The 15,663-nt window shown below is 66.7% G+C and carries 17 protein-coding genes; 8 read left to right on the plus strand and 9 right to left on the minus strand.

Features of this window, described 5'->3' with window-relative positions:
* The first annotated feature begins 15 nt into the window (after positions 1-15).
* The 3 genes from VK92_RS00235 to VK92_RS00245 all read left to right on the plus strand — a co-directional run bounded on the left by VK92_RS00235 (position 16) and on the right by VK92_RS00245 (position 3,386).
* Positions 16-1,134, plus strand: a complete 1,119-nt coding sequence (locus VK92_RS00235) for an HlyD family secretion protein (protein WP_048021401.1) — start codon at positions 16-18, stop codon at positions 1,132-1,134.
* Entirely contained in the window at positions 1,131-2,717 is a 1,587-nt protein-coding gene (locus VK92_RS00240) for a DHA2 family efflux MFS transporter permease subunit (RefSeq protein WP_048021403.1), read from the plus strand. The genes VK92_RS00235 and VK92_RS00240 overlap by 4 nt, the downstream gene beginning before the upstream one ends.
* A 264-nt stretch (positions 2,718-2,981) precedes the next feature.
* Complete coding sequence (locus VK92_RS00245; protein WP_021160608.1) at positions 2,982-3,386, plus strand: hypothetical protein; 405 nt, start codon at positions 2,982-2,984, stop codon at positions 3,384-3,386.
* Positions 3,387-3,559: 173 nt separating this feature from the next.
* Here VK92_RS00245 and VK92_RS00250 read toward each other — a convergent pair whose 3' ends face one another.
* On the minus strand, positions 3,560-3,880 hold the full coding sequence (locus VK92_RS00250) for a helix-turn-helix domain-containing protein (protein WP_048021404.1): 321 nt from the start codon (positions 3,878-3,880) through the stop codon (positions 3,560-3,562).
* Positions 3,877-4,071: a SymE family type I addiction module toxin gene (locus tag VK92_RS42740; protein ID WP_226167818.1), complete on the minus strand. Its 195-nt coding sequence runs from the start codon at positions 4,069-4,071 to the stop codon at positions 3,877-3,879. The genes VK92_RS00250 and VK92_RS42740 overlap by 4 nt, the downstream gene beginning before the upstream one ends.
* A 497-nt stretch (positions 4,072-4,568) precedes the next feature.
* On the opposite strand from VK92_RS42740, the gene VK92_RS43270 reads away from it, so the two are divergent.
* A complete protein-coding gene (locus VK92_RS43270; RefSeq protein WP_269431937.1) occupies positions 4,569-4,700 on the plus strand; it encodes a hypothetical protein in 132 nt (43 codons plus the stop codon).
* A 34-nt stretch (positions 4,701-4,734) separates the two neighbouring features.
* Here the strand turns inward: VK92_RS43270 and VK92_RS00260 are convergent, their stop codons facing one another.
* The 3 genes from VK92_RS00260 to VK92_RS00270 all read right to left on the minus strand — a co-directional run bounded on the left by VK92_RS00260 (position 4,735) and on the right by VK92_RS00270 (position 8,125).
* Complete coding sequence (locus VK92_RS00260) at positions 4,735-5,544, minus strand: TlpA disulfide reductase family protein (protein WP_021160604.1); 810 nt, start codon at positions 5,542-5,544, stop codon at positions 4,735-4,737.
* Positions 5,545-6,271: 727 nt separating this feature from the next.
* The gene (locus VK92_RS00265) at positions 6,272-6,859 is read right to left on the minus strand and encodes a DUF4410 domain-containing protein (RefSeq protein ID WP_048021408.1); all 588 of its coding nucleotides are present in this window, start codon (positions 6,857-6,859) and stop codon (positions 6,272-6,274) included.
* A gap of 258 nt (positions 6,860-7,117) precedes the next feature.
* A complete protein-coding gene (locus VK92_RS00270) occupies positions 7,118-8,125 on the minus strand; it encodes a hypothetical protein (protein ID WP_048021409.1) in 1,008 nt (335 codons plus the stop codon).
* Positions 8,126-8,318: 193 nt separating this feature from the next.
* Here VK92_RS00270 and VK92_RS00275 point away from each other — a divergent pair, with 193 nt between their 5' ends.
* Positions 8,319-9,044: a class I SAM-dependent methyltransferase gene (locus tag VK92_RS00275; RefSeq protein ID WP_048021411.1), complete on the plus strand. Its 726-nt coding sequence runs from the start codon at positions 8,319-8,321 to the stop codon at positions 9,042-9,044.
* A 186-nt stretch (positions 9,045-9,230) separates the two neighbouring features.
* On the opposite strand, the gene VK92_RS00280 is transcribed toward VK92_RS00275, so the two are convergent.
* The 3 genes from VK92_RS00280 to VK92_RS00290 form a co-directional block, all read right to left on the minus strand.
* Complete coding sequence (locus VK92_RS00280) at positions 9,231-9,707, minus strand: GNAT family N-acetyltransferase (RefSeq protein WP_048021413.1); 477 nt, start codon at positions 9,705-9,707, stop codon at positions 9,231-9,233.
* Between the two features lie 157 nt (positions 9,708-9,864).
* The gene (locus VK92_RS00285) at positions 9,865-10,860 is read right to left on the minus strand and encodes a zinc-dependent alcohol dehydrogenase family protein (protein ID WP_048021415.1); all 996 of its coding nucleotides are present in this window, start codon (positions 10,858-10,860) and stop codon (positions 9,865-9,867) included.
* 61 nt (positions 10,861-10,921) lie between these two features.
* Positions 10,922-11,224, minus strand: coding sequence for an ArsR/SmtB family transcription factor (locus VK92_RS00290; RefSeq protein ID WP_048021417.1), 303 nt, complete (start codon positions 11,222-11,224; stop codon positions 10,922-10,924).
* A gap of 36 nt (positions 11,225-11,260) precedes the next feature.
* Between VK92_RS00290 and VK92_RS00295 the strand changes: the two genes are divergently transcribed.
* Entirely contained in the window at positions 11,261-13,087 is a 1,827-nt protein-coding gene (locus VK92_RS00295) for an ABC transporter ATP-binding protein (protein WP_230965846.1), read from the plus strand.
* A gap of 34 nt (positions 13,088-13,121) precedes the next feature.
* Here VK92_RS00295 and VK92_RS00300 read toward each other — a convergent pair whose 3' ends face one another.
* On the minus strand, positions 13,122-14,159 hold the full coding sequence (locus VK92_RS00300; protein WP_048021421.1) for an aldo/keto reductase: 1,038 nt from the start codon (positions 14,157-14,159) through the stop codon (positions 13,122-13,124).
* A gap of 133 nt (positions 14,160-14,292) precedes the next feature.
* Between VK92_RS00300 and VK92_RS00305 the strand changes: the two genes are divergently transcribed.
* Both VK92_RS00305 and VK92_RS00310 read left to right on the plus strand, forming a co-directional pair.
* Positions 14,293-15,180, plus strand: a complete 888-nt coding sequence (locus VK92_RS00305) for a LysR family transcriptional regulator (RefSeq protein WP_048021423.1) — start codon at positions 14,293-14,295, stop codon at positions 15,178-15,180.
* Between the two features lie 174 nt (positions 15,181-15,354).
* Positions 15,355-15,654 (plus strand): ArsR/SmtB family transcription factor, encoded by a 300-nt coding sequence (locus VK92_RS00310; protein ID WP_021160594.1) that lies wholly within the window; start codon positions 15,355-15,357, stop codon positions 15,652-15,654.
* The last annotated feature ends 9 nt before the right edge of the window (positions 15,655-15,663 follow it).

Raw genomic sequence — 15,663 nt, forward strand, 5'->3', positions numbered from 1 at the left:
CTTCCGATTCCGATCATGAGCACCACAGCCGTACCCGAGAAATCCGCCCGTTTTGCGCGGCGCCACTGGATCGCCGCCGGCGCCTTCATCACCGTCATCGTGCTGGCCGGGTTCGGCTGGCGCTGGTGGACGGTCGGCCGCTTCATCGAACACACCGACGATGCATACGTGCGCGCCGACATCGTGACCGTCAGCCCGCGGGTGGCCGGTTATGTCGCGAGCGTGGCCGTCGACGACAACCAGCCCGTGAAGCGCGGCGACGTGCTCGTCACGCTCGACGATCGCGACTATCGCGCGAAGCTCGACGACGCGCAGGCGGCCGTTGCCGCCGCCGATGCGACGTTGCAGGCCGAGGAAGCCGCGGCCGCGACGCTCGACGCGCAGGTCGGCCAGCAGCGCAGCGTGATCGAGCAGGCGCAGGCCGACGCGGCCGCCGCGCGTGCCGAGGCGACCCGACGCGACGCGGATGCGGCGCGCTACAAGCAGTTGCTCGCCGAATCGGCCGCCAGCGGGCAGCGCTGGGAACAGGCGCACGCCGACGCGCTGAAGGCGCGCGCGGAACTGGCGCGCGCCGGCGCGGCCGTGCGCGCGCAGGACGACCAGCAGACGGTGTTGCGCCGGCGCCGTGCGCAAAGCACGGCCGCGATCGAGCAGGCGCGTGCGCGCCTTGCGGCGTCCCGCGCGAAGCTCGCGCTGGCGCAACTCGATCTCGAGCACACGGTGATCCGCGCGACCCGCGACGGCACGATCGGCCAGCGGGCGGTGCGCGCGGGCCAGTACGTCGAGGTCGGGATGCCGTTGCTCGCGGTCGTGCCGCTGCGCGACGTGTACGTCGTCGCGAACTTCAAGGAGACGCAGCTCGGCGCGATGCGCGACGGGCAGCCGGTCGAGATCGACGTCGATACCTACTCGGGCCGCACGCTGCACGGCCGCGTGCTGGGGCTCGCCCCGGGCTCGGGTGCCGAATTCGCGCTGCTGCCGCCCGACAACGCGACCGGCAACTTCACGAAGATCGTGCAGCGCGTACCCGTGAAGATCCGCCTCGATGCGCCGCCGCCGGGCCTCGTGCTGAGGCCCGGCATGTCGGTGATCGCGCGCGTCGATACGCGCGGCGCACCGGGAGCCGGATCGTGACGGCCGCGGCATCGCGGGCCGCGCAGGCCGCGCAAGATGAAACCGTCTCGCTGCGCGCGTGGGTCGCGGTGCTCGGCGGCGTGTTCGGCTGCTTCATGGCGGGGATGAACGTGCACGTGACGAACGCGTCGCTGCCCGACATCCGCGGGTCGCTGGGCGCGAGCTTCGAGGAAGGCTCGTGGATCTCGACCGCGTACCTCGTTGCCGAGATCGTCGTGATTCCGCTCACCGGCTGGCTCGTGCAGGTGTTCTCCGCGCGCCGCGTGCTGCTCGTCGGCGCAACGGGTTTCCTCGCGTTCTCGATCGCGTGCTCGGTCGCGCCGACCATTTCGACGATGATCGTCGCGCGCGCGCTGCAGGGCGCGTTCGGCGGCGTGCTGATTCCGCTGTCGTTCCAGCTGATCGTCACCGAGCTGCCACCGTCGAAGCATCCGCTCGGGATGGCGCTGTTCGCGGTCGCGAACAACGTCGCGCAGGCGGCCGGGCCGTCGCTCGGCGGCTGGCTCACCGACATGTATTCGTGGCGCTGGATCTTCTATCTGCAGATTCCGCCCGCGATCGCGCTGATCGCGGCGATCGCGTGGGCGATCCGCCCGGTGCCCGTGCAGTTGTCGAAGCTGCGGCAGGCCGACTGGTTCGGGATCGCGACGATGGCGATCGGCTTGAGCGCGCTGCAGATCGTGCTGGAAGAGGGCGGGCGCAAGGACTGGTTCGCGTCCGACCTGATCGTCGAGCTGTCGATCGTCGCGGTGGCGGGGCTCGTCGCGTTCGTCGCGATCGAGCTGCGGCGCGAGGCGCCGTTCATCAACCTGCGGCTGCTCGGCCGCTACAACTTCGGGATCGCGAGCCTGATGCAGTTCCTGTTCGGCGCGGTGGTGTTCGGCGTCGTGTTTCTCGTGCCGAACTATTTCGCCGAGCTGCACGGCTACAGCGCGCGCGACATCGGCCTCGCGATGATCCCGTACGGGCTCGTGCAGTTCGTGATGTCGTTCCTGACGCCGCCGCTGATGCGCCGCACGAGCCCGCGTGCGACGATCGTGCTCGGCTTCGCGCTCGTCGCGGCCGGTTGCCTGATGAACATCCACCTGACCGCCGACGCCGCGTCGAACGTGATCGTGCCGTCGCTCGTCGTGCGCGGGATCGGGCAGTCGCTCGTCGTGATCGCGCTGTCGGTGATGGCCGTCGACGGAATCGAGAAGGCGCAGCTCGGTTCGGCGTCCGGCGTGTTCAACATGGTGCGCAACGTCGGCGGTGCGATCGGCATCGCGGTGGCGAGCCAGATCGTCGTCGAGCGGCAGAAGCTGCATGCGATGCGGATCGGCGAGGCCGTGACGCCGTTCTCGGAAGCGTTTCAGGAGCGGATGGCGATGCTGGTGCGGTTGCTGTCGCGCGTGCATGTGCCGCGTGCCGATGCGTTGCCGGGTTCGGCGACCGGCGGCGTGCACGAGCTGGCGCTCGCGCTCGTGAACCAGCGCGTGATGCGTGAGGCGCTGTTGATGGCGTACAGCGATACGTTTCTGATCGCGGGTGTTGCGATGGCGGGATGTACGGCGGCGGCGTTCCTGTTGAAGGGGAAAAGGTAAGCATGATGGGGACGGACGCCCGATATTGAAGCCTGACATACCTGACAGGCGAAGAATTCCTGCAATGGGCGTATCGTTCACCCGGCGCAGGCGGGACGACCGGCCTGCGGCCGATATCGTGAGCCAGGCCGGCGCATGTCGCCGGCCTGTCGTTCGTGGTGGCCACGGACGCCAGGGTCGCGCAGGTTCGCGCGTCAGCCTCCCTCTCCGTGGTCCTTGTCCATTCAACCGGCCCTTTGTCGGGCCCATCGCGAGGAAAGCGTCATGACGAAACCCGATTCCCTGAAAGGCGACATCAAGGAGCAAGCCCAGGAAGCCGATCGCCACAACCTGGCGCGCCCCGCCGTGAACGGCGCATTGTGGGCGCGCGGACTGACGACGCAGCGGGTGGCCGATCTGTTCAGGACGCAGCGGGGCCTGCCGGGGCACTGGATGCAGGTTCAGAACGAGGTCAACGCCGGGAACCGCTATTTTTATGGTGTCCAGAACGGCCACCAGACGACTGACGAAGGCAAGGAACTGATCCGCTGGATCGCCGATGCGGTGATCAGCGCCGCGCAGCGCGCGGAGTTCGATTTTCCGCTGCAGCAGCTTCAATTTACGGCCGACACGGGCTGGCTGAAGCTGCAGCGTGTGTCGGGTCGTGTGATGGTGTTGTCGCGGCCCTGACCGTCAGGTCCGGCGCATCGCCGGAACGCGGGGCGACGGGGGCGCGGCCGGGCCGATGTGCCGAGGATGGTTGCTGCGAGCCGGCACTGTGCTTCCTCCCGCTCGCCCGTGACGGGCATCCGGCGGCGGCCGGGCCCGGCCGCTACGCCCCCCTTCGTTCATGTTGCCGACTGTCAGACCGAAACCGTGATGCCTGCCGAATTCGATGGCCCCGCAGGCCGCACCACGATTTCCACCTGCTGACCCAGCGACACCAGCGTCTGCATCAGCAGTTCCAGCGAGACGTTCCGGAGCATTTCGCGTTGCTCGGGCGTGACGACCGGCCGGGCCATCTCCGCGAGCGCCGCCGCCTCGTCTTCGCTCAGGCCGCGCGAGACGGTCAGTGCGTTGATCTTCAGAACGAGCGCGGATTTGGCCGACAGTGCTCCCGCGTCATCGAGGCCGAAGTCGGCTGGCAACGTGTCGGCACGTTGTCGCGAGTCGTTGCGATTCATTGTGCGCCTCCCGTGATCACCGAGAACGTCGGCCGCGGCCGTCGTGTTGCGCGATCGGCATCCTGGCCGAAATCGTCGCCGGGCCCGTCTTCGATCGGCGTGACCACCAGCCGCTTGTGCATCACCTCGATCCGCAAGCGCTGCCCGGGTTCGAAACCCGCTGCGTCGATCCAGCGGCCGGACAGTTTCATCCACAGATGGAGGGCCGGCGGTGCCGTGTCGGCGAGCCTGAGATGTGGAACGATGCGGCGAGTCTGAAAAGACGTGCGAGCGGGCACGGAACAATCGTGAAAGCGAACCGGTGCGTTATGATTCCCGTCAGCCATGACTGACTCCTGTACAGAGTGGGTTGTGGTCAGCGGCCCGCGCGTGGTAGTGCACGCGCGGGCCGCGCTCGTTTACGCAGTGGATTTCGATCGACATCCCGTCACATGGTTGGCATGACGAAATGAAATGACATTCCACGCGAAAACGTGCAATCACTCTAGCCGAGATCGGCCGGCATCAGGTGTCGGTCCGGAGCGTCTTCGTCTGCACGGATGGATGCCCCGATGTCTTGCAGGCTTGCTGCGAAACGCTTCCCCGGCGATTGCGCCGGCGGGCCGTGTCGTCACTTTATCGACGATATGTCAGAAAGCGTGTCGGTCGAATACTCCGATTCGCCCGCCACACGTCCCACGACGATGTCATGGGCGTCGTGCAGGTGCCGCCCGAACTTGCGCGGGAACGCCGCGGTGCTTTCCGCAACGGCGGCCGCGCATCATGCGTGCAGCGCGTCCATCTGCCGGCCCGGCTCGCCGCGGTCGAGGCGCGGATGTGACGCAGCGATGCCGCGGCCGTTCGGCCGACGCGCGTTACTGGCCGAAGCGGTCCGCCACGGCGTCCTTCAGCCGCGCGGCGGTGATCTCGCCCATGTGCGATTCGACGAGATTGCCTTTCGCATCGAAGAAGAGCGTCGTCGGCAGCCCGCGCGAACCATAGGCCTGCATTGCGTGTAGTGTGCGATCGAGCAGCACGTGATCGAACCGCAGCCCTTTCTGTTCGAGGAACGCGCGCACCGCTTGCGCGTCTTCGCCCTGGTTGACCATCAGCACCGTCATCCCCGGATGATCCTGCTGCGCTTGCGCGAGGATCGGCATTTCGCGCTGGCACGGCGGGCACCACGTGGCCCACAGGTTCACGACGACCGGCTTGCCCGCGAAGCGTTGCACCGGCACCGGCGTGGCGTCGAGTGCTTCGAGCCGCAACGCGGCAAGCGGCGGCGCGCCGTGCTGCAACGTTGCGAGCGTGCCCTGCGCGATGCCCCACGCGGCGAGGCCTGCGAGCATGCCGGCCATCACCGGGCGACGCAGCGCGGGCAGGCGGCGCACGCGCCAGCCCGCGAACACGATTCCGGCCGCGAGGCCGATGCGCCAGTCGAAGCCGCCGTCGCCGAGCGCGACGATCGCGCGCGGTGCGGCGGCGTACTCGTGCCACCACTGCGCGACGTAGCCGATGCGCGCGGCGATCAGCCCGAGCAGCAAGGTATCGAGGATCAGGCTCGATGCGGTCTTGTGCTGGCCGTCCGGCGGGCGGCGCTGGATGAAACGGGCGACGAGCCACGCGAGCAGCGCGGCGACGGCCACCGCGACGACGCGGATCGAGAAGGGACCGATGCTTAACATGAGCAGGAAAGGGGCGACTTGATCGAGCGGGGGCAGGAGGACGATGATCGGCCGATGAACGCGATGCAGTCAACGGTCGTGATGCGATTCGACATGGCCCGATGCGCGCGGGTTCCCGGCGCGGCGCGTGCATAGTCAGGATGCCGTCATTTTCCGGTAAGCGCGCAGTCATTCGGGCTGGTCTGATGACCGGTTGAGAATCGCTCATCGACAATGCGGTCGCCGGTCCGGCGTGGTGTCCGCCGGTGTCTCGAAAGGGATCTCCGCCTGATGGTCGACTCCCCCGAGCGGCTGCATTTCCATCGTTTCACATGCGATCGTGTATGCGTTGTGGCGGCAGATGGGCACGGCCGCGATCCGATTCATGCCGGCTGATTCGACGGAACGGGATCGTCGCCGGATTCGGGCACCGGGCATGCACTCGCGCACGGCGTGGTGCGAGGTTGGTGGCAGGCACAGGGTTCCGATGGAGGCAACACACATGAACCGTCGTTGCTGATCGGCCGACCGATGGCTGAGCATTTGCGCAAGCGGGGCTTGCGACCGTATCGAGGAATTCGGCGATGGAGTCATGCCGCGCGCGGGAGCGCGGTGAGAGGCGGGGCAGGCTGAAAGGCCCCCGGTCGACGACGATCGTTGCGTGCGACATCCGCATCGTCGCCGGCGGATGAGCACGACCGCAGCCGCCCGGCGGGCCGCGCATCCGCGGCCGGCCGGGCGGCGGGCATTACTGCGTCTTCGTCTGCGTGGCGTTCGCCTGTTGCGCGCCGGTTGCCGATTCGAGCGTCGTCAGCGTCTGCTCGGTGAACTTCTCGTACAGCCAGCTCATGCGCGTATCGTCCATGCCGCCGGCGATGCCGCCGAGCGCGTACGAAGCCGATACCTTGAAGCGGTCGATCTGATGATTGTCGGCGTCGAGCAGCGTCACGGTGCCGTCGACGTGATCGTTGCCCGCCATGAAGCCGAACATGACGGCCGAGAAGCTCGAGCGCACGCGAATGCCGTTGACTTCGACGTTCAGGTGCATTGCATCGGTCGAATCCGCTTTTGCCAGCAGCTTGCGTGCATCCAGCGCGCTTTCGATTTTTTCCTGCAGTTTCTTCGCGTCGAACTTCAGGTTGTCTTTCAACGCTTCCTGCGCGGTATTGTCGAGCGTGACCTTCACGACCACGGGTTTCGTGCCGAATTTCATCGTCGAAGCAGTCACGGCGGCCCCCGCCGGATCGCTGGCGTCGCGTGTCACGCTGCTGGCGCAGCCCGACAGGAAGCCGATCGTCACCAATGCCAGAGCGGCATGACGGAATACAGATTTCATGATTTGGTCTTTTTGGTTCGGGTTATTTGAGATGGCTCTATGGCCGGGCGCGAATCTAGCACAGGGCGATCCGGTTCAAATGGTCGAATAGATCGAACGTTCCATTTGATCCGGATTCGTCGCGGCCTTCGGCGCTGATGCAGACATGCGCCACTCACGTGACGGGCGATGACGGCGCGCGGTTCACCGTAGCGACGGGTTCCACGCGCAAGCGGGAGGCCGGCTTCCGCCGTGGCCGCACCGGCTATGTGCCCGTCGTCACGGGTTGTTCCCCGGCGCCGCCCCGCCGAGCCGATATGCCGTGAAGAACTCGTACCACGGCGAGCCTTCCGCGACCGGCACGTCGAGTGCCGCGGTCCGCCGCTTCAACGCGCCGAACACGTCGTTGATACGCGCGGCCTGCCCCGCGTCGTTGAACGGATAGGGCCGTGCCCGGCCGGCCGCGAACGCGCCATATGCAATCGCGAGCAGGCGTGCGCTGTCGTCGGTCGACGCGATCGATCCGTTGATCGCTTCGGCGAGGCGCGGCCGGTCTTCTGCGCGTGATCCGGACAGGCACAGGAACACGATCGCCGACAGTTCGTGCAGGTCCTTCACGCGCAGCAGCGCCGGCAGCCGCGCGACGATTCGCTCGACCGGCTCGTCGCGCAGTGCGTCGCCGAAGTCGAGCACGGCGGTCATCGGGTTCGTGTCCGCGGTCAGGCGATCGAGCGCCGACGGTGCGGCGGACGTGCTGGCGCCGTCCGGCGACTCTGCCGGCGCAGACCGCAACGCATCGGCCACCTGTCGCGTCCATTCCGGGAAGATCATCCGCACGTTGCCGAACTGCTCGCCGCCTTCCGCCGCCGGATTCCATCGATACACTATCGTGCCGCCGCGAATGAACGGCGAATACAGGTGTTCGGGCGTTTGCGGCAGCGGCCGCCGGTTGATCGGCAGCCAGGCGAGCGTCAGCCAGTCGTAGCGGCCGGTAGCGGGCACGGCAGGGCTCGAGCTCGCGACGACCTGCCACGTGCCGCGATTCGCATAGCGGCGGCGCGCGTCGGGCAGCGGGACGGTCCGGCCTTTCACGGTGTCGAAGTACGTCGTGCCGGTCACGTTCGATCCGCTGTCCGCGGCCGGCGTGATGGTGGAGATGACCCACGACACGCCGTCCGCCGAGCGGTAGTCGGACGGCTTCAGCGTCGCGACGTCGTGCACCATGCGCGTTTCCGCCGCGACGGGGCTCGGGGGGAGATTGGCTGGCGCGGCCAGGATGCTCGGCATGGGGTGTCCTCGGAATCGGGTGCGCATCGCCGGGCGGGGGCGACGCGCGGCGGCGCGGATTGTTTTATGTCACTGTAGAACGTCGCCGCCGGAAACGGAAACCGGCCGCGCGGTGCCGCCTGGTCGCGCGTTCCGCCGCATCGGCTTACCATGCGCATCCTGAGCCAACGACGCCCACCGGGCGGGAGCGCGCATGACCGACACGAAAGCCATCACCGAACACTGGACACAGGTCGCCGCCCAATGGATCGGCTGGGCCGGCAAGCCCGGGCACGATGCGTTCTGGAAATACCGCGCGGGGCTCGCGGCCTATATCGGCCGCGACACCGGCCGCGCGCTGGAGATCGGCTGCGGCGAAGGCCGCGTGAGCCGCGAGCTGAAGGCGCTCGGCTACGACGTGACCGCGACCGACGTGGTGCCCGCGATGCTCGACGCCGCCCGGCACGCGGATTCCGCGCATCGCTACGAGCTGGCCGACGCGGCGTCGCTGCCGTTCGACGCGGCCAGCTTCGATCTCGTGATGGCGTACAACGTGCTGATGGATCTCGACGACATGCAGCGCGCGTTGAACGAGGCGCGCCGCGTGCTGAAGCCGGGCGGGCTGCTGTTCATCTCGCTCGTGCATCCGTTTCGCGATCGCGGCGGCTTCGCGGGGCCGCAACCCGATGCGCCGTTCGTGCTGAAGGGCAGCTATTTCGGGCGCGAGCACTTCGACGGCGTGGAAACGCGTGACGGGCTGTCGATGCATTTCGCCGGCTGGTCGCTGCCGCTGCAGGCGTATATGGAAGCACTGGAGGCGGCCGGGTTCGCGATCGTGTCGCTGCGCGAGCCGCCGCCCGATCAGGCCGATACGGATCAACTGAAGCAGTGGGCGCGCGTGCCGCTGTTTCTGTGGATCAAGGCGCGGCCGGTGGGGTGAGCGCGGGCGGTCAATGTCGGGCGACGACGATGGGTTCGCCTGTACGAAAGGGAACACAAATTGACGCGTTGAATGGGTAGCCGTGGGGATACAGAAACCGATGGAATGACGGATCTTGTATCCCTCGGGCTACTGTGGCCTGTCGACGTGAGACGGCCAGCATTCCGACACCCATTTGCATCCATTTCAGCGCAACAACTCCTTCCGGTAGAGCACGGCTCCCGGCTTGTCCGCGACGGTGTCGTAGAGGCGCATCGCCGTGTGGTTCGATTCGTGTGTCTGCCAGGACACGCGTTCGGCGCGATGCGCACGCGCGGCGTCGTACACGGCTTCGATCAGCGCGCGGCCGACGCCCTTGCCGCGCTCGCTGTCGAGCGTGAACAGATCCTGCAGGTAGCAGACCGGCCCGGCGTGCGTCGTGCTGCGGTGATACAGGAAATGCACGAGCCCGACGAGCTTGCCGCCACGTTCCGCGACGAAAGCATGGACAGGCTCGTAGCCGTCGAAGAAGCGCGACCACGTAAGCTGCGTGATGCGCAGCGGCAGGGCCGTATTGTCGAAGCGGCCGTAGAAGCGGTTATAGCCGTCCCATAGCGGCAGCCACTGGTCGTAGTCGTTTTCAGTGACCGCGCGTACGGTCAGTCCTGTGTCGTCGGCATTCATGTTGTTGGCGAACCTTTCGATGAGAAGGGCGCGCGCCGCCGATCCGGCCGGCGCGTCGCAGGTCTCTACGATAGGAAGCTCGCGGCACCATGGGTAGGCCCATGGCGACAGTATTTCATGGTGCCACGGCCAACGGTCGAGCATCCGCGCAACAGGATCATGAAGACCCGTCGACACGGCCGGGATGAGCCAATGGCTCGACCGCGATCGCGATCTTTCCGCGAACACCGTGGCGGGGACTTTCCAGCCGGGCATGGGCGAGCGGGATATCGGCAAGGGAATAGACGGCGCCGACGTGTGGCCGCAGCTGTCCGCGCGCAACCAATGCGCTCAGCTCATCCAGCTTGCCACGGTTTTGCCTCGTGAAAACGAAGTGATAGCTCGCGTTCTTGCCCCAGGCCTGAATGACGTTTTGCGGCTGTGCGATGTCCACGATCGTGACGACGCGGCCAAGCTGTGCGAGCGCGTCGGGGCTGCGCGACAAGGTGTTGCCGCCGATGGTGTCGAACACGACGTCGACTCCGCGGCCACCCGTGGTCCGCATGACGGCGTCGACGTAATCGTCCTTTTCGTAGTCGATGACCTCGTCGGCCCCCAGACTTCGGGCGAATTCGACGTTGGCTGCGCGCACGGTCGTGAACACCCTCGCGCCGATGGCTTTGGCGAGCTGGATCGCCACATGGCCGACGCCTCCCGCGCCACCGTGTACCAGAATGCTTTCCCCCACGCGCAGCGCCGCACGCACGACCAGTGCTTCCCATGCCGTCCCGCCGACCAGGGTCAGGCTTGCCGCTTCGAGATGGCTCAGTGACGGCGGCTTCTTCCCGACGATGTGTTCGGCGGCGACGTGGTACTCGGCATAACTGCCCGGCCCGTCGAAGATTTGCGGGGTGTACCAGACTTCGTCTCCCGGAGAGAAGGCCGTCACACCCGGCCCGACTGCTTCGACCACGCCGGAGACGTCATGCCCGGTAATGGCCGGCAGCGGCACCAGGTCGGGATAGTCGCCGCGCCGGACCTGGTAATCCAGCGGGTTGATGGACGTCGCATGGACGCGAACCAGGACTTGTCCCGCGAGCGGCACGGGCTTGGGTACGTCACTCAGTTCGAACGATTCCGGGCCGCCAAATGATTTGAGCATGAGCGCTTTCACTGGAACTCCTTGTTTCGATAAAAAGAGATATCGGGAATTATCGATATAATGCGGCAAAAAATTACAGCTCTTTGCCAATGGCCTTGGCAAGCGCACTGATGGCTGCTTCGTTGCGCTTGTAGTAGGTCCACTGACCGATGCGCCTGACCTCGACCAGGCCGGCGCGTTGCAGCGTGGCAAGATAATCGGACACCGTCGACTGCGACAGCCCGACACCCTCCTGAATGCTGCTGACGCAGACGCCCACCGTGAGCACGTCCCCTTCGTCCTGTGGAGGGAAGTTTTTCACGGGATCCTTCAAGCCTTGGAGGATCTCGAGACGTGTCCGGTTCGAGAGGGCCTTGAAAATGTCGAGCAATTCCATGGCGCGGAGTATATCGAGATTTACCGATATGTCAATGTGAGGGACATCCGCCGTTTGGTAGCGTCCACGGCTAACCGGTCTTCGAAGGCCTCGTGTTGCTGCCGCCATGCCGCCCGAACGCCGCCGTGTCTTTTCTTTCGGTCTGTTAGACTTTTCGGCCGTCTGTCGCCATCCGGGTCGCCCCCGGTTTTTCGCGTCATGAACGAACACCACGCGCCGAATCCGATTGCCGAGGTGCTGCGAGCCTACTGGAAGGCCGATCGCTGGATGCTGCTGACGGTCGCGTCGGTTGTCGTGCTGTCGAGTGCGAGCGCCGTCGCCGCGCCCTATCTGTTCTCGCGCCTGATCGACGCGCTGTCGCATCGCGGCGTGCTCCATGCGCTGATCCCGGGCTTTGTGCTCTATGCGGTGTTGCTGGGCCTGTCCAGCGCGCTGCAACGCGTGGTGCAGTACCTGTCCTTCATGAGTTCCGAGAATCTCGGATTCATCACCGGCACGCGCTTCTTCGAGCGCATCCTGAAGAAGACCACGGCCTTCTTCGTCGAACACAATCCGGCTGAAATCCAGAATGCGAACGAACGCGGCAGCCGCGCACTGTCGGTGCTCGTGCAACTCGCGCTGATGGACCTGATTCCCGGCACGCTTCAGATCGTGCTGACGCTCGCCACGCTCGGCGCGCTGATCAATTTCGAGGTCGTGGCCATCACGGCCGCCTACGGCGCGGTCGCAGTGACGATCGCGATCGTTGCCGCGCGGCGCTCGCGCGCGTTTCTCGACCGCGCCATCGAGGCCGGGCAGGAGAATGCGCGTTTCGTCGGCGGCGCGATCAATGCGATGGAGACGCTTCGGCATTTCGGCAGCCATCGGTGGATGAGCGAACGTTTCTCCGAGAAAGCGCGCGTCGAGCGCGACAGCTGGCGCGCATACGTGCTGCAGCACGTCGGCTATCTCGCGCTGCTGGGTCTCGGCCTCGCGGTCCAGTTCTCGGTGACGTTCTGGTTGCTGCTGCCGCGCCATGAGGCAGGTGCGCTGTCGATCGGCGACATCGTGCTGTTCAACACGTTGCTGTTGCAACTGAACCTGCCGTTCGAAATGCTCGCGCGCTCGATCGACGAGAGTGCGCGCTCCCGCGCGGCCCTCGTGCCGTTCGCGGCGCTCTGGACGGCACCCGAGGAGCGGCAGGTGTCGCACGCATCGGCGTTCGTGCCGCGCGAAGGGCGCGTGGTGTTCGACCATGTCGGTTACGCGTACGGCAACGGGCGCGGCGTGACCGATGTCGATTTCGTCGCCGAGCGCGGGGCCGTCACGTTCATCGTCGGCGAAACGGGGGCGGGGAAATCGACGATCTTCAAGCTGGCGCTGAAGTCGATCGAACCGACCGGCGGACGCATTCTCGTCGACGGCGTCGATCTCGCGGACATCGATCGCGCCGACTGGTACGGTGCGGTCGCCGTCGTGCCGCAGGACGTAGTGCTGCTGAACGAAAGCCTGGAGGACAACATCCTGCTCGGCCGGCCGCACGATGCTCGGCGTTTGCGGGAAGCCGCTGCGAGGGCCACGATCCTGACGTTCATCGACGGCCTGCCGGACGGCTTCCACACGACGGTGGGCGAGCGCGGGCTGAAGCTGTCCGGCGGCGAGCGCCAGCGCATCGCGATCGCGCGGGCGCTGTACGGCAACCCGACCGTACTGTTTCTCGACGAGGCGAGTTCCGCGCTGGATGAAGCGACGGAGCGCGACATCATGGAACACGTGCGACTGCTCGCCCGCGATGTCACGGTGATCGCGATCACCCACCGGCGCTCGGTCATCGGCGCGGCCGACAAGGTCGTGCGGCTCGGCCACGCAGGCGTGCCGGCCTGACACAGGCACGCAACCGCGTCGCCGCTACCGTCCCTTACCCGCGCATCGGCGGATTGAGCCGCGCGAACGCCGCCTGCCGGCGATACGGGAAGTACGGATAAGGCGCTTCGACAGCACTCGCCGCATCGAGCTTCGCGACCTGCGCATCGGTCAGCGCCCAGCCTGCCGCGCCGAGGTTCTGGCGCAACTGTTCCTCGTTGCGCGCGCCGATGATCACCGACGACACGGTCGGCCGTTGCAGCAGCCAGTTCAGCGCGATCTGCGGCACCGTCTTGCCGGTTTCCTCCGCGATCGCGTCGAGCACATCGACCACGTCGTACAGGCGTTCTTCGTCGACCGGCGCCCCGTAGCTCGCCGTTTCATGCAGGCGGCTGCCTTCGGGCAGCGGTGCGTTGCGCCGGATCTTGCCGGTGAGCCGGCCCCAGCCGAGCGGGCTCCACACGAGTGCGCCGAGGCCCTGGTCGGCGCCGAGCGGCATCAGGTCCCACTCGTAGTCGCGGCCGACGAGCGAGTAATACACCTGGTTCGCGACGTAACGCGACCAGCCGTGCCGATCCGCCACCGCCAGCGACTTCATGATCTGCCACCCCGCGAAGTTCGACACGCCGATGTAGCGCAGCTTGCCCGCGCGCACGAGATCGTCGAGCGTCGACATCACTTCCTCGACCGGCGTGCCCGCGTCGAACGCGTGCAGTTGCAGCAGGTCGATGTAGTCGGTGTCGAGGCGGCGCAGCGCATCGTCGACGGCGCGCACCAGTCGCGCGCGCGACGTGCCCGCGTCGTTCGGGCCGTCGCCGGTCGGCAGGCCCGTCTTCGTCGAGATCAGCACCTGGTCGCGACGCCCCTTGATCGCGGCGCCGAGCACGCGCTCGGATTCGCCGTCCGAATACACGTCGGCCGTGTCGAACAGGTTCACCCCGGCTTCGAGGCAGATGTCGATCAGGCGGCGCGCTTCGTCGACGCCCGTGTTGCCCCATGCGCTGAACAGCGGGCCGGTGCCGCCGAATGTGCCGGCGCCGAAGCTCAGGACGGGAACCGTGAGGCCGGAGCGGCCGAGGGTGCGGTATTCCATGGCGGGGTTTCCTGTGGATGATCGAAGCGCTGGGGTGGACGGCCGTGACATCGAGCGTTGCCGCACTGTATCGCTTGCGGACATTTCGGATAATCGGGCAGGCTTCGAAAATATCCTTCGGAAGGAGCGAACAATGCTGCTCGACAATCTCGCGCTGTTCCTGCGCATCGTGGAGAAGGGCGGGCTGGCCGCGGCGGGCCGCGAGGTCGGGCTGTCGCCGGCCACGGTGTCCGAGCGACTGACGGCGCTCGAGCGCCACTACGGCGCGGCGCTGCTCACGCGCACGACGCGCGCGATCAGCCTGACCGACGAGGGCCGCACGCTCGTCGACGGCGCGCGGCGCCTGCTGGCCGAAGCCGACGAACTCGAAAGCCGCGTGCGGCTGGGCGTGCAGACGCTGTCGGGGCCCGTGCGGCTGAGCGCACCGGCCGATCTCGGGCGCGAGCGCGTCGTGCCGGTCGTCGATGCGTTCCTGGCGGAGCACCCGGGTGTGACGGTCGACCTGCATCTCGGCGACGGTTACGTCGATCTCGTCGGGCAGGGGCTCGATTTCGCGATTCGCCGCGGCACGCTCGCGGACAGTTCGCTGCGCAGTCGCTCGCTCGGCCGCGCGCGGCGCGTGGTATGTGCGTCGCCTGCGTATCTCGCCGCGCACGGCACGCCAACGCATCCGGACGATCTCGTTTCTCACGACTGCATCGTGATGCGTTTCGGGCCGGACCTGTATGCCGAATGGCCGTTCAGCATCGATGGCGAAGCGAAGCGCGTGATGGTACGCGGCCGGCGCGTGGCCAATGACGGCGCGCTCGTGCGAGCGTGGTGCATCGCGGGGCATGGCGTCGCGCTGAAGTCGCTGGTCGACGTCGAGCAGGATCTGGCGTCCGGCGCGCTCGTCGAGATCCTTCGCGATTTCTCGCCGGGCGACGTCGACTTGCAGATCGTCTATCCCGGCAGTGCCGCGCAGCCGAGACGCGTGCGTGCGCTGATCGAGCGGATGGCGCAGGCACTGACTGCGGCGTAATGCAGATTACACGGGCTGTCGCGAAACGTTGAAGCAGCGATCCCGCTGCGCTTGCGTCGCGTGTCGACGCAACGCCCCTGCATGCCACATCGCCAGCCGAAATCGTCCTTCAAATCGATTGCCCACATTTCGTCATTTAGCTAATATTCGAAACGTCAAACGAAACCGCACCCCATGGACGACGTTACCCGCATCAGCGCCTTGGCCAACGAAAGCCGTCTGGCCGTGATGCGCTGGCTCAAGCAGCCGCGCAAACATTTCCCGCCGCAGCCGCACGGCGACTTCGACGAGCTCGGCGTGTGCTGCACGTACATCACCGAGAAGCTCGGCATCGCGCCGGCCACGACCACGCGCCACATGCGCATCCTCGCGGATGCCGGGCTCGTGCGGGCGACCCGCGTCGGCAAGTTCACGTACTACAAGCGGATCGACGGCGCGCTGCAGCAGCTCGGCCAAGATCTCTCGCAACTCTGATTCCATTTC

Origin of the sequence: Burkholderia sp. LK4, assembly GCF_001043615.1 — a bacterium.
In the GTDB taxonomy this organism is placed as follows: Bacteria; Pseudomonadota; Gammaproteobacteria; order Burkholderiales; family Burkholderiaceae; genus Burkholderia; species Burkholderia cepacia.